Source organism: Methanovulcanius yangii (assembly GCF_018687785.1).
Classification (GTDB): domain Archaea; phylum Halobacteriota; class Methanomicrobia; order Methanomicrobiales; family Methanomicrobiaceae; genus Methanovulcanius; species Methanovulcanius yangii.
On the sequence record NZ_LTBL01000001.1, the window covers coordinates 41,214 to 62,237 of the forward strand.

At 56.0% G+C, this 21,024-nt stretch carries 18 protein-coding genes; 9 read left to right on the forward strand and 9 right to left on the reverse strand.

The window, feature by feature from the left end; genetic code table 11:
* Positions 1-298 precede the first annotated feature (298 nt).
* The 4 genes from AZH53_RS00240 to AZH53_RS00255 all read left to right on the forward strand — a co-directional run bounded on the left by AZH53_RS00240 (position 299) and on the right by AZH53_RS00255 (position 4,574).
* On the forward strand, positions 299-841 hold the full coding sequence (locus tag AZH53_RS00240; RefSeq protein ID WP_319641548.1) for a MarR family transcriptional regulator: 543 nt from the start codon (positions 299-301) through the stop codon (positions 839-841).
* 67 nt (positions 842-908) lie between these two features.
* The gene (locus AZH53_RS00245) at positions 909-1,451 is read left to right on the forward strand and encodes a GNAT family N-acetyltransferase (protein ID WP_319641549.1); all 543 of its coding nucleotides are present in this window, start codon (positions 909-911) and stop codon (positions 1,449-1,451) included.
* A 265-nt stretch (positions 1,452-1,716) separates the two neighbouring features.
* Positions 1,717-3,678, forward strand: a complete 1,962-nt coding sequence (gene cooS / locus AZH53_RS00250) for an anaerobic carbon-monoxide dehydrogenase catalytic subunit (RefSeq protein WP_319641550.1) — start codon at positions 1,717-1,719, stop codon at positions 3,676-3,678.
* 14 nt (positions 3,679-3,692) lie between these two features.
* A complete protein-coding gene (locus AZH53_RS00255) occupies positions 3,693-4,574 on the forward strand; it encodes an ATP-binding protein (protein ID WP_319641551.1) in 882 nt (293 codons plus the stop codon).
* Between the two features lie 4 nt (positions 4,575-4,578).
* Here the strand turns inward: AZH53_RS00255 and AZH53_RS00260 are convergent, their stop codons facing one another.
* The 4 genes from AZH53_RS00260 to AZH53_RS00275 all read right to left on the reverse strand — a co-directional run bounded on the left by AZH53_RS00260 (position 4,579) and on the right by AZH53_RS00275 (position 7,874).
* Complete coding sequence (locus AZH53_RS00260; protein WP_319641552.1) at positions 4,579-5,331, reverse strand: ABC transporter permease; 753 nt, start codon at positions 5,329-5,331, stop codon at positions 4,579-4,581.
* 2 nt (positions 5,332-5,333) lie between these two features.
* Entirely contained in the window at positions 5,334-6,317 is a 984-nt protein-coding gene (locus AZH53_RS00265; protein ID WP_319641553.1) for an ATP-binding cassette domain-containing protein, read from the reverse strand.
* Entirely contained in the window at positions 6,298-6,801 is a 504-nt protein-coding gene (locus tag AZH53_RS00270; protein ID WP_319641554.1) for a PadR family transcriptional regulator, read from the reverse strand. Before AZH53_RS00270 ends, AZH53_RS00265 begins: the two co-directional genes overlap by 20 nt.
* Positions 6,802-6,953: 152 nt before the next feature.
* Entirely contained in the window at positions 6,954-7,874 is a 921-nt protein-coding gene (locus tag AZH53_RS00275) for a fasciclin domain-containing protein (protein ID WP_319641555.1), read from the reverse strand.
* 337 nt (positions 7,875-8,211) lie between these two features.
* On the opposite strand from AZH53_RS00275, the gene AZH53_RS00280 reads away from it, so the two are divergent.
* Positions 8,212-9,414 carry an NAD(P)-dependent malic enzyme gene (locus AZH53_RS00280; RefSeq protein ID WP_319641556.1) on the forward strand — a complete coding sequence of 401 codons (1,203 nt, stop codon included), beginning with the start codon at positions 8,212-8,214 and terminating at the stop codon, positions 9,412-9,414.
* Positions 9,415-9,421: 7 nt separating this feature from the next.
* Here the strand turns inward: AZH53_RS00280 and AZH53_RS00285 are convergent, their stop codons facing one another.
* Positions 9,422-11,725 (reverse strand): PAS domain S-box protein, encoded by a 2,304-nt coding sequence (locus tag AZH53_RS00285; protein WP_319641557.1) that lies wholly within the window; start codon positions 11,723-11,725, stop codon positions 9,422-9,424.
* Between the two features lie 144 nt (positions 11,726-11,869).
* Between AZH53_RS00285 and AZH53_RS00290 the strand changes: the two genes are divergently transcribed.
* From AZH53_RS00290 to AZH53_RS00300, 3 genes are all read left to right on the forward strand, one after another.
* Complete coding sequence (locus AZH53_RS00290; protein WP_319641558.1) at positions 11,870-13,186, forward strand: acetyl ornithine aminotransferase family protein; 1,317 nt, start codon at positions 11,870-11,872, stop codon at positions 13,184-13,186.
* Positions 13,187-13,256: 70 nt separating this feature from the next.
* Positions 13,257-13,805 carry a HEAT repeat domain-containing protein gene (locus tag AZH53_RS00295; protein WP_319641559.1) on the forward strand — a complete coding sequence of 183 codons (549 nt, stop codon included), beginning with the start codon at positions 13,257-13,259 and terminating at the stop codon, positions 13,803-13,805.
* Between the two features lie 238 nt (positions 13,806-14,043).
* Positions 14,044-14,820 carry a tail fiber protein gene (locus tag AZH53_RS00300; RefSeq protein ID WP_319641560.1) on the forward strand — a complete coding sequence of 259 codons (777 nt, stop codon included), beginning with the start codon at positions 14,044-14,046 and terminating at the stop codon, positions 14,818-14,820.
* A gap of 290 nt (positions 14,821-15,110) precedes the next feature.
* On the opposite strand, the gene AZH53_RS00305 is transcribed toward AZH53_RS00300, so the two are convergent.
* From AZH53_RS00305 to AZH53_RS00320, 4 genes are all read right to left on the reverse strand, one after another.
* On the reverse strand, positions 15,111-16,235 hold the full coding sequence (locus AZH53_RS00305; RefSeq protein ID WP_319641561.1) for a KamA family radical SAM protein: 1,125 nt from the start codon (positions 16,233-16,235) through the stop codon (positions 15,111-15,113).
* A gap of 176 nt (positions 16,236-16,411) precedes the next feature.
* Positions 16,412-17,233, reverse strand: a complete 822-nt coding sequence (locus AZH53_RS00310; protein WP_319641562.1) for a glycosyltransferase — start codon at positions 17,231-17,233, stop codon at positions 16,412-16,414.
* A gap of 5 nt (positions 17,234-17,238) precedes the next feature.
* Entirely contained in the window at positions 17,239-18,078 is an 840-nt protein-coding gene (locus AZH53_RS00315) for a UbiA prenyltransferase family protein (protein WP_319641563.1), read from the reverse strand.
* A gap of 137 nt (positions 18,079-18,215) precedes the next feature.
* Entirely contained in the window at positions 18,216-18,800 is a 585-nt protein-coding gene (locus AZH53_RS00320; RefSeq protein WP_319641564.1) for a TetR/AcrR family transcriptional regulator, read from the reverse strand.
* A 274-nt stretch (positions 18,801-19,074) separates the two neighbouring features.
* On the opposite strand from AZH53_RS00320, the gene AZH53_RS00325 reads away from it, so the two are divergent.
* Positions 19,075-20,790, forward strand: coding sequence for a PAS domain S-box protein (locus AZH53_RS00325; RefSeq protein WP_319641565.1), 1,716 nt, complete (start codon positions 19,075-19,077; stop codon positions 20,788-20,790).
* Positions 20,791-21,024 lie beyond the last annotated feature (234 nt).

A 21,024-nucleotide genomic window follows, 5' to 3' on the forward strand; every position in this document is an offset into this window, starting at 1 on the left:
CCGGGAGATGATCAGAAGCATCGGGCGGGTGCCGACCGGGATCGATTGACATGGTACAACATTCCCGTGAAAGTAAAATCCCTGTTAAGGCTGCCGGATTTCCATGATGCTCCGGTATAATCCCTGTGTTGATCAGACCTTTCATTCCTATGAAACGCCAAAGAGTCATACCGTCGGCGGGTAAGATAACCTATGCCAGTCCTGACGCTAACGGTTCGAATGAGGCGTGCGACTTATGCCGGTGCCGGCTGATGACAGGGGAATATTCAGGTAGGCGGAGCTCCAATGAAGGGTATACATGCTATACAATTTTGGGGACGAGGATGGAGAGGAACCGGAGATGATGGAGCGGTTCGTCCGTGTACTGAATATGGCGGCGGCCATCGAAAGCGAACCCGTCGATATCGGCCATGGAGTGCTGCTCTACCCCTCCGAAGTTCACCTGATCGATATCGCGGGGCGGTATCCGGATGAGGGTGTCAGCCGCCTTGCGATGCGACTGGGCATTACCAAGGGGGCGGTCTCCCAGACTGCAAAACGCCTCGAAGAGAAGGGATATCTCGAGCGGGTGAATCAGGAAGGGGACAAAAAAACCGTCCTGCTCCGCCTGACCGTGCGGGGTGAGGAAGCCTTCAACTGGCACCGGCGGTATCATGCACTGGTGAATCGGAGACTCAAAGAGGAAATTCGCTCCCTGAGTGCCCGTGACCTGGAGAATCTGCAGCGGTTCTTTCTGCGTATCGAGGAGATCTTTGCAGCATGTCCGTCGGCGAGAGCGGCCATCGCGCTCCACCCGATGGGGGAGGAACAGGAGAACCCCCCTCCCGGTCATCTCCTGTGACATCGTAAAGGCGCTATACTAATATTGTATATGTGCTAAACATTTTCCATTCACTCTTCACTGGTCTGTGACGGGTGAGGGGGACGGGCATACGTCCGTCGCCGGGAGATCATCGATGAACGAGTATACCTTCGGCCCCCTTGGGCCTGATGATGCGAACGAGGCAACTGAGATCTTTAACCACTATGTAAGGCACACCTTCGCCGCCTATCCGGAGGAACCGGTGCCCCCTGCCTTCTTTAATCAACTGATGGCACATGCCGCCGGGTACCCGGCCGCGGCCGTCCGGGATGCCGACGGTGCACTGGCAGGGTTTGGTCTGCTCCGACCGCATCGTCCGATGGCGGTCTTTGCGGGAACTGCCGAGCTCACCTGTTTTATCCGGCCGGATAGGACCGGAAAGGGGGTCGGGGCACGGATTCTGGGAATTTTGGAAGAAGAGGGAGCCAAATCCGGAATCGTCACCATCCTTGCAGGCATTTCTTCGCATAACGAGGGGAGCATCAGGTTTCATGCACGCCATGGATTTCAGGAGTGCGGTCGCTTCGTGGGGGTGGGCATGAAGTTCGGCACCCTTTTCGATGAAGTCTGGATGCAGAAGATCCTCTGAAGACCACTCCGGATGTCTGTCTTTGGCAATATTCCGGGAGAATCCATATTGTAGATACCGTATCCTCGTCATGCGGCATTTGACTCGGCATACATCCTGCGGTATTTCTCTTAATTACGGCATGATGAGCCGGTATCCGGGCCGGCGACTGCCTCGCCCGGCCGCTCCTGCACTCATTTTCACTGGATAATAACTATATGCAATGTCGTCCATCTGCACCGATACTGGATACTTGTCTCACGTGAGGGAAGAAGGAGAGAGATGGATGGACGAGAAACAAAAACCGGTCTTGATCGAACGAAAGCTTGAGACCTGCGAGATTGACCGGGCACGGATGAGTCTTATGGACCCGAAACTCATCGAGGAGAAGGTTCAGGAGCGGACGATTGATGAAATGGCCCAGGAGATGCTTCGTCATACCCTGCGTGAAGGTGTCGAGACGGTATGGGACCGGTATGAGATGCAGCAGCCCGAGTGCAAGTACTGCGCGAGCGGCCTCTCCTGCAATCGTTGTGCGATGGGGCCGTGCCGGATCATCCCCGAGCACAACCGCGAACGGGGGGTCTGCGGTGCGGACAGGGATCTCGTCGTTGCCCGCAATCTGCTCGACACCATCGCAACCGGTGCTGCCGCCCACTCGGATCATGGCCGTGACATCGTCGAGACGCTGTTGAAGACCGGCAAGGGTACGGCCCAGGGATATGCCATCACAGACTCGGCAAAACTCAGGCGTATCGCCGTCGAACTGGGGGTTGAGACTGAGGGCCGCAGCGATGAAGACGTCGCGGTCGATGTTGGCCTGGGCCTCCTCGAGGAGTTCGGAACGGTGAAAAATGAGATCTGCTTTGCAAACCGTGCCCCCGGGCAGACGCAGGCCATCTGGGAGGCTGCCGGCATCCGCCCGCGCAGTGTCGACCGCGAGATCGTCGAGGCGATGCACCGCGTCCACATGGGGGTGGGGGCAAGTTATGTGAACATCCTCCTCCACGGCCTGCGGACGGCCCTCGGCGACGGGTGGGGGGGTTCGATGATGGGAACGGAGTGCTCCGATGTCCTCTTCGGGACGCCAACCATCAGGACCTCGCAGGTGAACCTCGGCGTTCTGAAGGAAGATTATGTGAACGTCTCACTCCATGGCCATAACCCGATGCTCTCGGAGATGGTCGTCCGGGCGTCGGAAGACCCCGAGATTCAAAGGCTCGCGGAGAAGATGGGAGCAAAGGGCGTCAATCTCGTGGGGCTGTGCTGCACCGGCAATGAACTCCTCATGCGAAAGGGCGTCCCGATGGCGGGCAACCACTTCAACCAGGAGCTCGTGATCACCACCGGCGCCCTTGAGGCGATGATCATCGACTACCAGTGCATCTTCCCCTCGCTGCCGCGAACGGCAAGCTGCTTCCACACGAAGATCGTCTCGACGAGCGAGAAGTCGAAGGTGGTCGGCTCCTACTACTATGACTTCAGACCGGAGAATGCCTATGAAACCGCAAAGGCAATCCTGAAAATGGCGGTTAACAACTTCCCGAACAGGGTTCCTGAAAAGGTGATCATCCCCGGCCAACCGGTCGACCTGATGGCCGGCTTTTCGGTAGAGGCCATCGAGGAGGCCCTCGGCGGAACCTTCCAGCCGCTCATCGATGCGATTGCGGCGGGGAAGATACGGGGTGCTGTGGGCATTGTCGGGTGCAACAACCCGAAGGTGAAGCATGACTACGGGCACGTGACCCTCGCAAGGGAGCTGATAAAACACGACATCCTGTGTGTCGAGACCGGATGTGCCGCCATTGCATCCGGCAAGGCGGGACTTCTGATGCCCGACGCCGCGTTTTTGGCCGGACCCGGTCTCCGTGAGGTCTGCAAGGCCCTCGGCATTCCGCCGGTGCTGCACATGGGGTCGTGCGTGGACTGTTCCCGCATTCTCGTCCTTCTTGCGGAGCTTGCTAATGCGCTGGGTGTCGGCATTCATCAATTGCCGGTGGCAGGAGCGGCCCCGGAGTGGTATTCGCAGAAAGCCGTCTCCATCGGGTCGTATTTTGTCGCCTCGGGGGTCTATACCGTGCTCGGCGTGATGCCCAAGATCACCGGCAGCCAGAATGTTGCCGAGCTTCTTACCGGCGGGGTGGAAGGGGTGGTCCGGGCGGCATTTGCCGTGGAACCGGACCCTGAAGAAGCGGCGAAGCTCATCATCGCGCACATCGACGCGAAGAGAAAGGAGCTGGGACTGTAAACGAGGAAGAGGGAATGGGCGGCAACAATTCCGGGATTCGTAAGGCGACGCGGTATTTCCGGACTCACCGGGCACCGTCACCGGGTAGCGGGATGCGTATCGTCATCGCCGGGAAGGGAGGGGTGGGCAAGACGACCACTTGCGCCATTCTTGCCTCCATATTTGCCGGCGCCGGGATGAATGTCCTCGCCGTCGATGAGGATCCCCAGCAGAACCTTGCCTTCTCCCTCGGGTATCCCCCCGAATTCGCATCGGAGATCGTGCCGCTCGCGCAGAATGCCGCATATATCGAGGAGAAGGTAGGGGTCCGGCCGGGCGGCGCCTGGGGCGGCGTCCTCCGGCTCAACCCGCAGGTTGCGGATGTGGTGGAGCGCTTCGGCATTGCCATCGACGATCGCATCAGCCTTCTTGTGATGGGCAGCGTCCTGAATGCCGCCGGAGGATGCCTATGTCCGGAAAACGCCCTTCTCGGAAGCGTCATCCGCTATATCCGCCTCCGGAGAGACGAGGTGATATTAATGGACACACAGGCGGGGGTCGAGCATTTCGGGCGGGCCATGTCGGACGGGTTCTCCCAGGCGGTGGTGGTAACCGAACCCTCATTCAATGCCTATACCGTGGCCGAGCATTCCGCCTTCCTTGCCCGCGACCTTGGCATCCGGCATGTACATCTGGTGATAAACAAGGTCCGTTCAGAGGCGGACATCTGTAAAATCGAGCGTTTCTCCGGGGGTGGCGTACAGTTCACTTCCGTCCACTATCTCCCGTACAATGAAGAGATTATCGAATCAGAACCTGATGTACTCCATATCGGTGAGATGAGTGTGGAAAATCCTGTCGTGGATTCACTGCGGGAACTTTACCATGATATCTGCGCTGTGGCAGGGCAGACATAAAAAATCAGATTGAGGCCTTCCTGAAGAGGGCGGCCCCGACAACGATCATCACCACAGTGCATCCTCCGAGGGCAGCCAGGCAGATGAGGGGACTTATGGACGATGTCCCGAGGAGCCCGTAGCGGATACCCTCGACCCCGTACGTGAGGGGGTCAAGGTAGGTTACCGCCCGCAGCCATTCGGGGAGGCTATCGATGGGGAAGAGCGCCCCCGAAAGCCCGAAGATCGGGAAGATGACGAAGTTCATGATCAGCTGGAAGCCGTGCATGTCCTCCATCTTCGAGGCGATTGCGATGCCGAAGGCGGCAAAGCAGATGCCTATGAGGAGCATGAAGGCGAAGGCAACCAAAAATCCGGAGATCCCCGAGAAGCGGATTCCGAGGGCAAGCGAGAGGACGAGGATGATCGCTCCCTGTATCAGGGCGGTCGTGGCCCCGCCGAAGGTCTGCCCCAGCATGATCTCCAGACGGGAGACAGGGGCGACGAGCGTCTCTTTTAAAAATCCAAACTGTTTGTCCCAGATGACCTGGATGCCGGAGAAGACCGAGGTGAAGAGCACGCTCATTGCAACGATGCCGGGAATGATGAACTCCAGATATCCCGTTCCGCCTGCCCCCGGGATGCGCACGACCGCATCAAGCCCAAATCCGAGGACCAGGAGGAAGAAAAGCGGCATACCCAGGCTCCCGACAATCCGGCTCTTCGACCGGAGGTAGCGTTTGATGTTTCTCAGCCAGAGGGTATAGACAATATCCATGCCTACCGCCTCCCTGCCCTGTGCATCATGCGCATGCGGGCAGCGGTGCCCACCTCTTCCTCGCGAATGGTCTTGCCGGTGTAGTACAGGAAGACATCTTCCAGGGTGGGCTTGCGGATTGAAACCGACGAGACTTCGATTCCATGGGTCCCGAAAAGACCAATCAGTTCAACGATATGGGCCTCCGCATCCCTGAGGTGGATGGTGACATGACCATCGTGACATTCTGTCTGGGTAATCCAGTCCGCCGTCACGAGCGGTGCGATGGCGGCGGCATCCGGCGACGTGACGGTGATGACATCCCCGCCGATCTGGTCCTTGAGGTGGGCCGGGGTATCCATTGCGATGATTTTTCCATGGTCGATGATGGCGATCCGGTCAGAGAGGCGGTCTGCTTCATCCATATAGTGGGTTGTGAGAATGATGGTGACTCCCTTCTCCGTGTTGAGCGATTTGATGTAGCGCCAGAGATGATTTCTCGTCTGGGGGTCGAGGCCGAGGGTCGGTTCATCGAGGAAGAGGACCTTCGGTTCGTGCAGGAGACCGCGGGCAATCTCAAGCCGACGTCGCATGCCACCGGAGAAGGTCTTGACAAGGCTGTCCCTGCGGTCGTCGAGTTCGACCAGCTGCAGCAGTGTTGTGATCCGCTCTTCCCGTACCTCACGGGGGATGCGGTACAGCCTGCCGTGAAAGTCCATATTCTCCCGGGCTGTCAGTTCTTCATCGATGCTCTGGTCCTGAAAGACGATCCCGATTGATCTTCTCACGCCGTCCTGGTCATCACGTATGTCGACGCCGTTTACAAGCGCCGTTCCGGCGGTCGGTTCGAGAAGCGTCGCAAGCATGGAGATGGTCGTGGTCTTGCCTGCCCCGTTCGGGCCGAGGAGGCCGAATATCTCCCCTTCCCTGATGTCAAATGTGACACCGTCGACGGCGACGAAGCCGTCGAATTCTTTCGTAAGTCCTTCAACATGAATCGCTGTCATCCCTGGCGAGTCTCCTGAGTTGTTCTGTGCATTCGTTGATCATTCGTACTGCTGCCTCTGTGGTGTCGGCGGGGATATGGTCGATGGCATCTCTCATCTGCCAGAGCGCCTCCCCGAGGTTCGTCCGGTCTTCTCCGAAGACCTCCATATGCAGGTCCCGGAGGAGGAGAAATTTTTCCCGTTGACGGTGCCGCTCCTCCCTCACATACCGGAGGATCTCCCTGCCTTTTTCGGTGGTCCGGCACATTTTCTTCGAGCGCGGGCCCGTTTCCACGACGATGATGAGCCCCTCCTCCTCGAGATGGGTGAGGATGGGATAGAGAGTCCCTTTGCTTGGGACCCAGGCGCCGTTTGTCTTTTCTTCGATTTCCTTCAGGAGATCATAACCGGATTTCTCTTCTCCCCGGAGGGCGTGAAGGATATACAGGGCGAGAAAGCCCCGTTCCTTTCCGTGGGGCGAGGTAAATGAGAGCAGGCCTTTCATGGTACGGGTGACTCCTTATTGTTCGAAAACGAACCGTTCGATATCGCACTATTTCTTTTCAATCGGAATAAAGGTTTGTCACTGCCCGCGGTGAATTGCCACCATGGAGTGGGGGCTTTGCGAGAATGCTGAGAAAAAGAAGAAATGAGGTGTCAGGATTCGGGCGGAATCAGGACGGCATCGATCACATGAATGACACCATTGCTGCACTCGACATCGGTGACGAGGATGGCCGCCCCATTGACCTTGACACCCTCCGCGGTATCGATGGTGAGGGGACTTCCCTGGAGCGTCTCGATGGTTTCAGTGGAGATGACATCCGCCGCCATGAGCCGTCCTTCCGCCACGTGGTAGAGCAGGATGTCCGTGAGCGCTCCTTCCGGCTCTTCAAGGAGCCCTTCCACCGTTCCAGCGGGCAGCGCCGCAAAGGCGTCATCCGTCGGCGCAAAGACCGTGTAGTCCTTTGTTTCATCGCTCAGGGCGCCGTCAAGCCCTGCCGCCTGAACTGCCGTGACGAGCGTGGTGAACCTTCCGTCAGCGACCGCCGTCTCCACGATGTTGCCCTTCGGCAGCATCATCGCATCGATGACATGGATGACGCCGTTGCTGCAGACGATATCTGCCGTGACGACCTGGGCTCCGTCGACCATTACCCCCTCTGTCGTATCAAACCGGAGCCGTTTGCCGAGAAGCGTCATTGCATCCGGCTGTGATGCCACATCCTCTGCCATCAGTTCTCCCGCTACCACATGGTAGAGGAGGATGTCCTTGAGATCCCCTTCAGGGTCCCCGAGGAGCGTCGCAACCGTTCCCTCGGGAAGTTTGTCAACCGCATCATCGGTCGGTGCAAAGACGGTGAACGGCCCTTCCCCGGAGAGCGTTCCTGTCAGTCCCGCCGCCTCGACCGCCGCAATGAGCGTCGTAAACGACCCTGCATCCTGTGCAGTTTCAATGATCGTTTTGGGCATGGGTGTGGGTGTCGGCGTCGCCTCCGGCTCTTCGGGAGTTGTACACCCGGCGACAAGCACCGCCGCCATCACCACTATGATACCCAGCAATGTCAGTGATTTCATTTCATACACCCCCCATCCTGTGATGGGATAGCGCGGTAATGGGTGTTCATTTACTTAATGGTTATCGGAGAGCACGGAACGGAAGTAAACCATAAAATGCAGCGCTATGATGGAAATCCTTGGAAAATACCCGGCATTCTGCAGATATTTGGCAGATACATAGAATCGCCGCATCCTTTCTGTCCAGCGCAGCTCATGCCCCCTGCATGCCGGTCGGTGCTCCGTCGTCTGCTTTTTGGTAGAGATGGCTTGCGCCGGATTCCGCCTTGTCGCCTGCAGCGGGTCGGACATACCCTTATATGGAAACACCAGCCATCACCGGGATGGTGATCCGGATATGAATACCGAAGAGGCAGAGAGATACTATACAGAGGCGCTTGACCTGCACGAACGCCACCATGGAAAGATTGCCGTCAGTGTCAAGGTGCCGATGGAAACGAAGGATGACCTGTCCCGGGCCTATACCCCCGGCGTTGCCGGGGTCTGCCGGGCCATCGAAAAAGATCCCTCGCTTGCCTACCGGTATACGCTGAAAGGCAATTCCATTGCGATCATAAGCGATGGTTCTGCTGTCCTCGGGCTGGGAAATATCGGTGGTGTTGCCGCAATACCCGTCATGGAGGGGAAAGCGGCAATATTCAGGGAATTTGCCGGTATCGATGCATTTCCCATCTGTTTTGACCGGTATTTTCCCGATATTATCGAATCCATCCGGCATATTGCCCCGGTCTTCGGGGGCATCAACCTCGAAGATATTGCCGCCCCGCGGTGTTTTGAAATCGAGGAAGAACTGCAGGATCTCGGCATTCCGGTCATGCACGATGATCAGCACGGGACGGCGATTACCGTTCTTGCCGCCCTGATAAACGCATGCCGCGTCACCGGGAAAGAGTATGAGGATCTCAGGGTCGTCATCTCCGGCGCCGGGGCTGCGGGATATGCCATTGCCCGGCTCCTCTGCTGTATCGGGTACCGACAGGGTATCTGCCGAAGGGTAGGCGCAATTATTGTGTGTGACCGGCAGGGCATCATTCACCGGCAGAGAAGAGGGCTCTATGATAACAAGTACAAATTCATCCTCGCCGACGAGACCAACCGTGAAGGGATGGCGGGGACACTCACCGATGCCGTCGAAGGAGCGGATGTATTCATCGGGGTGTCTGCCCCGGGACTTCTCAGTGCAGACATGGTGCGGCACATGAACGATGATCCTGTCATTTTTGCCCTTGCAAACCCCGTTCCCGAGATTTTGCCGGACGAAGCACGACGCGGAGGAGCCCGGATCGTCGCCACCGGGAGGAGCGATCTCCCGAACCAGATCAACAATGCCCTTGCCTTCCCGGGAGTCTTCCGCGGTGCCCTCGATGCCCGTGCACCCCGCATCTCCGATGAAATGAAGGTTGCAGCGGCCCATGGCCTTGCCGGGTATCTGCATGCACCGTCTGAAGAACACCTGCTGCCCTTTGTGACGGATCGCGGGGTCGCCCGGGCGGTGGCGGATGTGGTGATGGAAGCGGCAGAAAATGAAACGGGGCACTAGACGTTATTCACGCAAACCGGAAGAGATCGGGCCCCATGGAAATCTCAAACCGTGCTCCCTCTCCCTCCGTTCCTGTTTCATGAATGGCAATGCCGGTGATGTCGAGGATGGCCCGGACCAGAAAGAGTCCGTACCCTGTGTTGCGCCCGAATCCACGATCAAATATTTTGGTCTTGAGCCTTGCGGGGACACCTTTTCCATTGTCCTCGATGGTCAGGACGCCACCGGCAGGTGTCGTATGAAATGAGATGGTGATGCGGCTTACATGCTCACCATGGCGCAGGGCATTGTCAATGAGGTTGACGAAGACCTTGGTGAGGAGCGGGTCTGCATAGACCTCCAGCGGACCCGTCGCGGAAATGATCTCCAGCGAGGAGAGGCCCGATTCGGTCGAGACCTCGTTGACGATGTGGTCGATACGCTGCCACCGGGGGGCAAGCACCCCCATGTGCTGGTAGTCGCTGGTAAACGAGATCTGTGTCTCGATCGTCTTTGCAAGGTCCTCAACCTTTGCGATATAGGCCGGAGCTTCATCCTGTGTAACGTCCTTCATCAGCTCGAGGTAGCCGAGAAGGGCCGTGAGGTGATTCAGGATGTCGTGGCGGGTTATGTCGGAGAGGAGATTGAGCTTCTCATTTGCCCGCTGCAGGGCTTCACGGTAGTTCCTGGTGTCGGTGATATCGATCATCGAAGCGATGATGAAGAGCGGATTCCCATCCTGTGTTTTCACAATCTTTGCAGATATATGGATGAAAAAGGGCGTTCCGTCTTTTTTCTTCACCTCGTATTCTCCGATGACCGAACCCGTCTTCCAGAACTCTGCCATTTCCTCTGATTTTCCCTCCTCTGCGAGCATGATGACCTTTCCCCTCTGTCCTGTCAGGTCTTCTTCCGCATCATATCCCCACATCTTTCTGAATGCCCTGTTCACGTAGGTAAGGTTTCCCTCGGGGTCGAGGATGGATATGGCCGTGGGGGAGGATTCGATGGCATTCTCCTTGATAAGGGTCATCTCCTGCAGGGCCCCTTCCGCCTCCTTAAGTTTGCGCAGGTCCATGATTGACACAACGGTCTGGCGGGTTCCGGGGATGAGGGCTACCGTGCCAAAGACATCAATAATCTGGCCGCTGGCACTTTTTATTGAAAATTCGTAGTTATTCGGGACACCTGCGGGGTCGATATGGCGAAGACGGGTATATTCCATGAGCCGGGGAAGATCCTTTTCACAAACCACGGACGTCCATTTGATCTTCCGTTCGATATTGGAAAGCGGGTATCCCGAGAGCCGGGCCATTTCCCTGTTGGCGTGGGAGACGGTGAGGTCGTCTTCAAGGATTACCGTCGCCGTGCCGGTCGTCTCAAAGAGGGTCCGGTAGAGTTCTTCCGAGCGCTGGAGGGCTGCCTCGGCCGTTCTCTGTTTTTCAGCCGACTCCATGGCGTGGAAGGCGAAGGCAAGGTCGTCTGCCAGATCTGCAAAGAGTTTACGCTCATCCTCGTCTTCTGCAAATTGTTTCGGGAGGGATGCCGATATGACCCCGAACATGCGACCCCTGCTCATGATCCTGACGATCATATTGCTCATGTACCTGTGCTCGGCATAGAGCGGGCACGAGGAACAGGTAACTTCGGGTTTGTCGTACATGACGAGCCCCCCTGTATTCAGGGCCTTTTTCATGCATGAGGGAAACCTGCCCTCTATGATCTCCTCCCTGAAATGGACAAAATCAGTTCCGATGCCCGATTCTGCAAATTTCACGAAGGGGAGCGATTCATCGGAGAGTCCGATCCATACATGATGGTATCCTCGTGTTTCCGTCAGCAGTTCACAGACCCGGTGTATGAGCTGATCAGGATCCTTCTCCATACTGATCAGCTGGTGAACGTTTCTTATGGCGAGAAGAACGCTGTTGAGGTGAGCGTTTTTCTTCTCCGATGTACGTCGCCGCACCCCCTGGTTGATCTTATGGACCAGTTCGGCAAACTGTGCTTTCGGAGCCCCTCCTTTCTGGAGATAGAAATCTGCACCGCTGTTTATGGCCTCGATGGCCACCTCTTCGCGGCCTCTCCCGGTAAATATGATGAACGGGATATGCGGGTCATTTGTACGGACTGCCTGAAGAAATTCTATGCCGTTCATTCCCGGCATCTCGTAATCGGAAATGATGGCGTCGAACGGTTCTGACGAGAGCAGTTCCAGAGCATCTGGTGCATTCGTGGCCGATATCACCTGCATATCCCCTGTTTTCTCGAGAAAAATTTTCCCGATCTCCAACAGTGCCGGCTCGTCATCAACAAGAAGGATCCGTTTCATGGCAAAACCAATTAATTGCTTTAAAACGTTTGCCGAGCAGCTGATAAAAATATGGATACGTGCCGGCGACCGAACGGGGATGAGTGGATGTCACCTCCCTTCGGGCGACTGCAGGTATTATGAACCTGGAGCATATCTTAGAGCATGCAACCTCTCATTACAACCGAACCCCCGGGGCCCAGGGCACGTGCCATTCTTGAACGTGATGCGGAGGTGATCTCGCAGTGTATGGTGCGCGAGTATCCGCTCGTCCTCGACCGTGCGGAGGGAATGAACCTCTGGGACGTCGACGGCAACCGGTACCTCGACTTCTCCGCGGGGATTGCCGTGATGAATGTCGGATGGAATCACCCTGATGTGGTACGGGCTGTTACGGAACAGGTTCCGAAGCTCTCTCACGGGGCATTTCTCGATTTCTGTTCCGAAATGCCCATCCGGTTTGCGGAAAAACTGGTCTCAATGCTCCCCGCCGGGCTCGACCGAATCTATCTCTCCAATTCCGGAGCCGAAACGGTGGAGGCGGCGATGAAACTTGCCCGCTATCATACCCAGCGCAAATACTTCATCTCCTTCTATGGGGGATTTCACGGCAGGACCTATGGTGCAATGAGCCTGACTGCGGCCAAGGTCATCCAGCGTAAGGGATTCGGCCCGTTTTTGCCCGTGATCCATGTCCCATATCCCGACCCGTATCGTCCCTTCGGGTTCAGCACCGGAACCTGTGATGTGGACGTCATCCGTTATATAAAAGAGGAGATCTTCCGGACCGAGGTCTCCCCCGAGGAGGTGGCGGCAATCGTTGTCGAAGCCGTCCAGGGGGAAGGAGGGTATATCGTTCCGCCCAAGGACTTTCTACGTCAGCTCCGGGAAATCTGTGATGAACACGGCATTCTCCTCATCGTCGATGAGGTCCAGTCCGGATGCATGCGGACGGGCCGGTTCCTCGCGTCGGAGCACTTTGGGGTTGTCCCCGATATCGTGACCCTCTCTAAGGCAATCGGCGGCGGGTATCCCCTCGGCGTGACGGTTGCGTCCGATGAGATCATGACCTGGCCCCCCGGTTCCCATGCCAGCACCTTCGGTGGTAACAATGTATCGTGTGCCGCGGGACTTGCAGTCCTGAATATCCTGGATGCCCCCGGGTTTGGGGATCACGTCATGGAGATGGGAGCATACCTGATGGATCGTCTCATGATCCTCAGGGAGAAATACGAGATCATCGGCGACATACGCGGCATCGGACTGATGATCGGCATCGAGATTGTACGGGACAGGGAAACAAAGCAGCGCGCCAGGGAGGAGCGCAATGCGGTTCTGAATGAAGCCTTCAAAAACGGACTGACACTGCTTCCCGCGGGCGAATCGGTCATTCGTTTCTCTCCGCCGCTCCTCATCGAAAAGGAGGATATCGATACCGGAATTGAGATTCTCGACCGTGCCTTTGATGTTGTGTGCCGGTAAGTGGGGAACATCCACCCGGCACCAGATATTTATATTCTTACCGGAAAGTTTCAGGTACAGGAGGGGAGATATGCAAAATAAAATGCTCAGGCAGACGGGTGACATCACAAGGGATCGCGAGCAGATTCTGGCATATATGAAGACGCGGCGGGACGATGTGCCGGAATACATCAGACTCCTAAAAAATCCTCACCAGCTCTACCGGAGAAAGGCGGCCACCCGCCTGGGCGAGATCGGGGACAAGCGGGCGGTAGTTCCTCTCATAGGAGCACTGGAAGATAAGGCTCTTGAAGTGCAGTATGTCACGGTAAAATCGCTGGGCATGCTAAGAGACAAACGGGCGGTCGAACCTCTCATCGGTTGTCTGACATCCGAAGAAAAATGGCTGCGGCAGGGGGCGGCCCATTCCCTTGGCCAGATTGGCGACTCCCGTGCGATAGACCCGCTCATACCTCTCCTGAACGACACCCATCACGATGTCAAGGCGCATGCGGCCTGGGCACTCGGCCAGTTGGGCGACCCGAAGGCAGTCGAGCCACTGACACCGCTTCTCAAGGACGAACGTGAGGATGTGAGAAGAGCGGCGGAAGAGGCGATTGCAAAACTGAAGAACAAATAGATACGGTGCCTGTCCCCGCCAATTTTTTTAATCGGCAGGCTGCGCCTCTGAAAAATTGGGAAATTGTACCCTTTTTTGCATGCAGATAGTGTAACCAGCCACGGATGAGTTGTCATCAGGGCATACGGTGCAATCAGGGTTTCATCGAAAGCCGGCAGAACCATTATTGGGCGGGGGGACAATTCTCCCGTAACCTCAGACGGGATGATCAATGTCGGACTGAGGGGGGGTGATCCTGATGAAGAAACATTTTTTAGTTGGAGGAATTCTGATACTTGCCGTTCTGGTTCTTGCCGGGACGGCGGTGGCGGCACCGCCCGAAGATCAGAAACTTTCGGTGGAGGAGATCCGTGGAGAACTGGTTGCGATTCAAAGCGAGATTGATGAGATCAACGAGCACCTCGACGAAGGCGCAGATCTCAGTGAAATCGAGGCGCGAATCAGCACGATTGAAGCGAACATTACTGTACTGGAGGGAGCTCTTGCATTGCTGGAAGGGAATGTGAGCACGCTCGAAGGGGATATGCAGACCCTTACGGGGACGGAATATGCCACGGAAGTGGCCGGAGGTTCACAGGCACATGAGAACCGTGCGCCCTATATGGGGCTGAATTATATCATCTGTATGCAGGGACTGTATCCAGCACGCTCCTTTGCTTCGGCAAGTGGCGATGACGAGGGTCTTGTTGTTGCAAGTGGCATCGGCGAAGGGACTCTGGGAGAGGTGACCCTCTTTGCCGGTAATTTTGCCCCCCGGAACTGGGCGTTCTGTCAGGGGCAGCTACTTCCGATTAGCCAGAATGCGGCCCTGTTCTCCATCCTCGGGACAACCTACGGTGGAGACGGGAGAACCACGTTTGCTCTCCCTGACCTGAGGGGCCGGGTGGTGGTAGGAGATGGCTACGGGCCGGGGCTCTCGTCTGTCCGTCTGGGGCAGACGGGCGGTGTGGAACAGGTGACATTAACCACCAGTCAACTTCCCGCCCACCTTCACGGGTTCTCCCTGTATCTCTGAGAATTCCCTCTCCATTTTTATACGTCAGCAAAAGGACAGATGATGCACTGGAAAATATGGATGTGAGCAGTGCCGGGGGTGCGTGAACAGACGTGGTGTGTCTCGTTTGTGATGAGCTGTATCGAATGGGTTATAGGGAACCGACGCAGATCACATCCATTTGAAAGTATTACTCAATAATAATTTAGTCTTATTTATTATGATAAATTTTTAAATACGTAAATTGAGGGGATCTATGCGGAGATGAGCAGGCTGGCGATGCCCGGGGGTGGATGTGGCATGTTCGGCCGCTACCTTTCAGACGGTTCATCCACCGGCACCCTGCACTCCCGGAGAAGCTCTGGATAATCATCAAACCACACGGCGTCCGGGTTGCGGGGGAATACCATGAACTTCCCAATATCCTCCCGGCGGGCGGCCTGATGGTACTTGAAGTAGATGCACTCATCGTCGAGCCCGATGGTGCGGATCTTTCCCGTCCGGTGCGACATCGCAAAGACCGGCCGTTTCGCAAGCCCTGAACAGTGCGATTTTGCCTGCTCAAATATCTGATATGCCTCTTCCACGGGAACGGCAAAGTGGCGGTTTCCAAGAGTCGGGCGGCACTGGAAGATATAATACGGGGCGACACCTGCAAAGGAGAGGTTTCGCAGGAGGTCGGCGAGGACACTGGGGTTGTCATTGATCCCGCGGAGGAGTGGTGTCTGGTTGGCGAGGATGGCGCCTGCCTTCTGGAGGAGGTCGAGTCCCTCGATAGCCACATCCGTCAGTTCCCGCGGATGCACGAAATGGGTGACGACATAGATGCGCTGTTCCGGGGTGCTGAACTTCCGGATCATCTCCAGCAGCGAGGGGTCGTTCATCACCCGGTACGGGTTTGTGACGGGGATCCGTGATCCGATGCGGACGATCTTCACATGCTCGATAGCCCTGACTTCCCGGATGATCGCCTCAAGACGCCGGGTGGAGAGAAAGAGCGGGTCCCCGCCGGAAAGAAGAACGTTCGTTATCTCCGGGTGGGCCCTTATATATGCAAGTCCCTGCGAGAGATCCCGTGCCACCTCGGTGTTCATCCGCATGAAGAGGCGCTTTCGAAAGCAGTAGCGGCAGTACCCCGCACAGCGGTTGGTAAGGAGGAGAAGGGCGGTCTGGTCATATTTATGCTCGACGCCGGGAGCAACCACATAGGCACTCTCCTGCGAAGCATCAAGGCTTCCCCATTCCTCAAGCTCCTTCGGGTCGGGGATGGCAATCCTTCGGATGGGGTCGTCCGGGTCCTCCCAGTTAATAAGGGAGAGATAGTAGGTGTTTGAGCGAAAAGGGAATTTTTCTGTCACCTTTCCGAGGCGGAGATGTTCTTCTTCAGACAACTGGGGAATGTCCCTGATATTTGTGAGATATTTTGGTCCGCCCATGATACAGGCACCAATCTCCCTTTTGGTATTTGACAATTCCTGTGGAATGAATGATCGCCCATTCCTTTCATGGGAATGACCGAAACAGGTGGCTTTCACCTCTCCTCCCTGTCCATGCACGTGGCGACGGCTCTTGAATTCGATGGCAAAAAAAAATGAAAAATGTTGGAATAGTGTTATTTCCCGCTCAGTTTCCCTTCAATCCCGTCGATATTCCTGCTGATCTTCTCCTGGATCTCCTCGAGTTTGTGGTTCAGCTCCCGTATGCCGGTTACATCCAGTATCACCTCGCGGTCCATCTTGTCGAACCGGGGGTAGGTGAGGAGACGCTGATAATCGCGGGTGAAATGGTAGTGATAATGCCCGTAAAAATAGACGAGCGTGTACGTGAAGAGATTCTGGAGGCGCCGTGCCGAGGTGTACACCTCCTGCCGGGTATCATATCTGCATCGGATATCCTTCTCCTTGAACATCCGGACAGAGAGATCATAGTCCTCCAGAAGAGAGATGCTCCGATGGCCGTTGATACGGTCGTAACTGGTACGCGTCATCGCCATATTCGACCCGATGAGCCAGTAGAAGTTGAAGAGGTGGAAGATGTTGTACTGTTTTCTCCAGAGGGAGAGAAGTTCCGACCGAAGCGTCTGCTCGTAGAAGAGGATGGGGCCGGTGCAGACATCGTAGCCGCCGTCAGCAAGGGTGCCCTGTATGAGTTCCAGCCAGTTGGAGGGGTGAAGCGTATCGGCGTCGGTAAAGACGAGGAGGTCGCCGCATGATGCTTCAACCCCGTTTTTGCGGGCGCCGCCGATCCCCTTTCTCTCCTGCATGACCACCTTGTCGGCGTGTGCTTCGGCGATGGTCCGGGTGCCGTCGGTGGAATTTCCGTCCACCACGATGATCTCGAACTCACTGCGGTCCAGGGTCTGGTTGTTAAGCGAGTTAAGGCAACCCTCCAATGCCTCTTCTTCATTCAGGGTTGGAATGATAACGGACAACATCACGCTCACCGTACCCGGAATCCATAGTCATTCCGGAACCAGCCGTACCAGCGTTCCGCTTCCTTCACCAGAATGTCCCTGCATCCGTACACCGGATAGACAAGGAGGAATGCAAGGGCCATCCCATGGATGACGGTGTCGATACCGAACCACCACGCTGTCGCCTCCAGAACGGCAACGGAGAGTGCTGCAACAATGGCGAGCAGTCCGACACCGTTCCTGAGCCCGATGCCGACCACCGTCGTATAGGTCGTTCCCAGGTCTTCATGATAATCAAGGATTTCATGGATGATCAGTGCTTCACAGCAGATGAGGGTGCAGAGGACAGCATAGGCAACTGCCGGGGAAAAGATACTCGTGAGGTCCCCCCCCGCGAGGGTATACCCTGCAAGGAACGGGAGGCCCCCGAACATGATGCCGTGGCAGAGAATGTCGGCTGCAAACCTGTCCTTGAGACGGAGGGGGCGGGCAGAGTAGGCGGTGAGAGCAGCAAGGCTCAGCAGGGTGAAGAGAAATCCGGCAATCGAGATGGCAAATGAGACGAGAAGGGGAATGACGGCAAGGGCCGCACAGAGAACCTGTGTTCCCCGCATCGTCACACCGCTGCCGGTCAGCGGATTTTTTCCGCCGGCCGTCTTTCCGGCATGGCGCCGGTCGATCTCGACGTCATAGAGATTGTTTATTACAAATCCGTATGCGGTCACAAAGCAGAAGAGCACCACCACAGTTACCATGTCGGTGACGACGCCGGCGGCGAGGCATGCTCCGGCAAGGGGGAACAGCGGATAAAATTTGATCCAGTCCCCGGTACGAAGCATTTTCCTGTATCCCTGTAATCTGTCCATATTGTGTCGTTCCTGTAATCTGTCGGTTGGGTGTTGTCGTTGGATTTTGTTGTCCGGTGAAATCCGGTGGAAGTCAATGAGCGTCTTCGTGCACTGTCCGATGGAATGGGGCGGGAGGGCCATGACGAAAAATACCCTTATGGGTTCTTCGCCAGTCCGCACCACATCGACCTGACCGCCTGTTCAACTGTTTCTTCGATACCGCCGGGGAGTCTCCCGAAGGCGTGGAGATGGATGAGCATGAAGTTCGGATACCAGAAATGTGCCAGGAAGACCTCGCGGTTGATTCCGGCAAGGAGTCCGGTGGATGCCGCCTTGTGATAAAGGTCATCCAATGCAGAAATCCCAAAAATCGCCTCCGGCGTTGTCTTTTCCGTGAGATTCGGCGATGAGGAGAACTGTTCGAAGAAGAGGGCCTTTTTCGGATTTTTAAACATCCAGTAGAGCACCTCACGCTTCACATTTTTTATCTGCTCCTCCACTGGTGTTCCCGGGCGTATCGCCTCATCCACCGCATCGGCAAGTGCGGCAGTGATGGAGGTATGCAGTGAATCGATCAGCTCTTCTTTTGTACTGAAGTACCGGAAAAGGGTGCCTGCAGAGACGCCGGCACGGTCTGATATCTGTTTCGTCGGGGTTGCATGAAACCCCTGGGTCGAGAAGAGATCGATTGCCGCCTCCATCAGTGCTTTCCGTTTCTCTTCTGACAAATGCCTGCTCATTCGAATCCCTCCTCTCCATTGCGTCGGTAGAATCCCCGGGGTACGGGGTGATCTGCGCATAAATAAGTGAGTGATCACTCATTATATGGCTTCTTCTTTGATTCGCTCCAAAGCACGCAAAATAAACGTCTGAATCCTTGTGGTTACAGAAGTGCAAAGGACCGGAAAAAATTAGAGGGGAAATCATGAGAAAAGGCCCGATTCAATCCAGAACTCTTATTGCATACCGTGAAAACAGATCCATTATACGATATTTTTCCGTCGTACAGCGCATATGGCAGGTAAGATAGCATCCCGCACCGTCTCCCTTCTGCTGGTTCTGCTGATGCTGTTCTCAAGTATCGGCATAGTCTGGTCCATCTCCACGGAGTCGCAGGAAGCTCTCATGGAGTCGGTTCAGGATGAACTGATGTCCGTTGCGGGTACCACCGCATCGCAGATCGACGGGGATGCCTTCTCCCGGATACAGGTGGGAAGTGAAGGCACGCCGGAGTACCTTGCAATCAGGGATCAGCTCCGCCAGGTGAAAATGGCTGTGCCTGATATTTTATACATCTACACGATGCAAAACGACGACGGACTGCTGGAATTCGTGGTCGATGCGGATTACGGCTATGCCGATGACGCCTCCCTCGTCGGTGACGCATATCCCGAGGCCGAACCCGAGATGTACATGGGATTTGAAGGCCTTTCTGCAGACGAGGAGTTTACGACCGACCAGTGGGGAACAGTCCTTTCCGGTTTCGCCCCCATACATGACAGCAGCGGCAATGTGGTCGGAATCGTCGGTGTCGACATGGACAGCTCCGTTATCCTGGAGGAGATCGACTATCTCAACACGATCTTTTATGGTGCAGTCTTTGGGGTGATGGTTGCCGGTGCCCTTGGATTTTTCTTCATCGAACGGCGGCGTGTCATCGCCGAAAGGAAGATTGCGGTAAGCGAGAAGAAATACCGGCAGCTCTTCGAACAGGCGGGGGACTGCATTTTGATCTTCGAGGCGGAAGGGAAGGATGCAGGGCGGATCGTGTCTGCAAACAGGGCGGCGGCGATGATGCACGGATACTCCACGGATGAACTTCTCACCATGAGGATCAGCGATCTCGACAGTCCCGAATCAAGGGTTGGGGCCGGGGAACGCATGCAGCGGGTATTGGGCGGGGAAGAGGTGCGTGGAGAGGTCACGCATGTACGCAAGGACGGGACAACCTTTCCTATGGAGATCAACGGAAGTCTCCTCTTGATTGATGCAAAGAAGATGATCCTTGCGATCGACCGCGATATCTCCGAACGCAAGCACACGGAGAAAATTCTTGAACTGGCAACGAAGAAGCAGAATCTCCTCAATCTCATCACATTCAGCGACATAAAAAACGCGATGTTCAGCCTTCGCGGATATATAGAACTGGAAAAGGAGTTCATGAAGGATGGCCAGGGTTTGGTGCTTCTCGAAAAGGAGGAGGCGCTCATCCAGCAGGTGGAGCACTGGATTCGGTTTGCAAAGGACTACCAGAACCTTGGTGCGGTCCCTCCGACCTGGCAGAATGTCACCAATGCCTATCTCTATGCCATCTCCCACCTCGATACCATGCACCTGCACCAGAGCTCGGAGGTGGAAGGACTCGAGGTGTATGCGGACTCACTCCTGGAGACAGTGTTCTACACTCTGGTGGAAAATTCACTTGAGCATGGGGAATCGGTAACGGAGATCACGCTGACATCGTATGAGACAGAGGAGGGCCTGACCATCGTCTTCCAGGACAACGGCATAGGTATCCCCGCCGGGATGAAAGAGACTATCTTTGACCGCAGGCATGAGAAGAAGAAGGGGATGAGCCTCTTTCTTGTGCGAGAGATTCTGGAGATTACCGGTATTGCCATCGTGGAGACCGGCCTCGCCGGGGAGGGTGTACGGTTCGAAATGCATGTGCCCCTGAATCATTATCGCCATGTAGCCCGCGGGGACGGTCACTCCCCTTCGAATAACTGAGTGCAGTTGCCTGCTGCCGCGGGAGCGGCACCCGGGGAATGGGATTTTCCAAATTTGTACGTATTTTTTGGGCATACACCGCTCCATTCAGGGAGACGGCAGGTGGTTCCGGGCCTCGGGGCCTCCAGTATTGACCCGGAGGACTTGTTCTCCTCCGGCAGAAAGGAGTAAAACCCATCTGGAGGCCCGATGTATTGCTGATCGAAAAATATTGATTTTTCTGTGCCATCGACG